Source organism: Rhizobium ecuadorense (assembly GCF_001187535.1).
Taxonomy (GTDB): domain Bacteria; phylum Pseudomonadota; class Alphaproteobacteria; order Rhizobiales; family Rhizobiaceae; genus Rhizobium; species Rhizobium ecuadorense.
The window spans coordinates 1-582 of the sequence record NZ_LFIO01000609.1; the positions used below are offsets into that span (position 1 = coordinate 1).

Sequence of the window (582 nt, forward strand, 5' to 3'; positions counted from 1 at the left end):
CGATCCGCGCACGCTGAACGCGCTGCGCATCAGCTTCGGCAGCGCCTTCATCGCTGCGATCGTCAATGCTGTCTTCGGCATCATCGTCGCCTTCGTCAGCCGCATCATCGCCATCGCCGTCGGACTGATCTCCGGCTATATCGGTGGGCGAACCGACCAGATCATCATGGCGGTCAACGATACGCTCGGCGCACTGCCGAATATTCCGATCCTGCTGCTTCTGGTCTTCGTGCTTCGCGACCAGATGACGTGGTTCATGCTGGCGATCACCGCGGCGCTGCTCGGATGGACGCATGACAGCCGCCTGATCCGTTCCGTCGCCCTGTCTCTCCGCCACCGGGAATTTACCCGGCACGCGGTCTTCTCGGGCATGCGGACACGACAGATCCTCATCCGCGAGCATCTGCCCTATGTCATGCCGATCGTCTTCTTCACGACTATGAACAATCTGATCTGGGCGATCGGCCTCGAGGTGACGCTCTCGGTGCTTGGATTTTCCGACATCAACCGGCCGACGATCGGCGGCATGATCTACTGGGCCAATGCGCATTCCGCGATGGTATCGGGCGTATGGTGGTGGGT

General features: G+C 60.8%; 1 protein-coding gene. It reads left to right on the forward strand.

Features of this window, described 5'->3' with window-relative positions; translation table 11 throughout:
• Positions 1 to 582, forward strand: a 582-nt coding sequence (locus AF337_RS12245; protein WP_152971023.1) for an ABC transporter permease subunit, incomplete at both ends; no start/stop codon positions are given.